Origin of the sequence: Intrasporangium oryzae NRRL B-24470 (assembly GCF_000576595.1) — a bacterium.
Taxonomy (GTDB): Bacteria; Actinomycetota; Actinomycetes; order Actinomycetales; family Dermatophilaceae; genus Intrasporangium_C; species Intrasporangium_C oryzae.
The window spans coordinates 1-636 of sequence record NZ_AWSA01000123.1 but is presented as its reverse complement, the minus strand read 5'-3'; the positions used below and the strand labels follow the sequence as shown (position 1 = coordinate 636).

At 70.9% G+C, this 636-nt stretch carries 1 protein-coding gene; it reads left to right on the top strand.

Features of this window, described 5'->3' with window-relative positions; translation table 11 throughout:
* Nucleotides 1-111: 111 nt before the first annotated feature.
* Nucleotides 112-636: helix-turn-helix domain-containing protein (locus N865_RS22920; protein WP_169735781.1), on the top strand; the 525-nt coding region annotated here is incomplete at its 3' end.

The window sequence follows — 636 nt, the reverse complement described above, 5'->3', positions numbered from 1 at the left end:
GGCTCTTCGGATCTGAGCGTGGGTGAGGGGCTCGGCGTGGCGGTCCGGGCGTGAACGAGTCGAGGCCTTCAGGATCGGTAGCGACCAAGCTTCCTAACTGAAGACCTCGACATGGATCACTGTACGTGTGGTCCGCGGATGGGCTGGTGCGCCCGCGCGGACGCCCTGTTCAACGCCTCGGGCATGCATGTGCTCGAGGCCGCCCCGGACGAGCTCGGGCGGCTCGTCGTCACCATCGAGTCCGACGCCGGTGTCGGCGGCTGCCCATCGTGTGGGGTGGTCGCCGTCGGTCACGGACGCCGGGTCCACGAAGCGGCGGACGCTCCCTGCTTCGGCGCGGTCACCGTCATCCGGTGGCGCAAGCGGGTCTGGCGCTGCCTCGAGCCGGCCTGCCCGGTCGTGACGTTCAGCGAGCAGCACGAGTTGATCGCGCCACGGGCGAAGCTGACCGCGCGGGCGATCGGGTGGGCCACCGACGCCCTGGCCCACGACGACACGACGGTGTCCGCGCTGGCCCGGCACCTGGGCGTGGATTGGCACACCCTGTGGGACGCGATCGAGCTCGACGCGACTCGACGGCTGACCGACCCGGCGCGGCTGAAGGGCGTGAGCGTGCTCGGGGTCGACGAGCACATC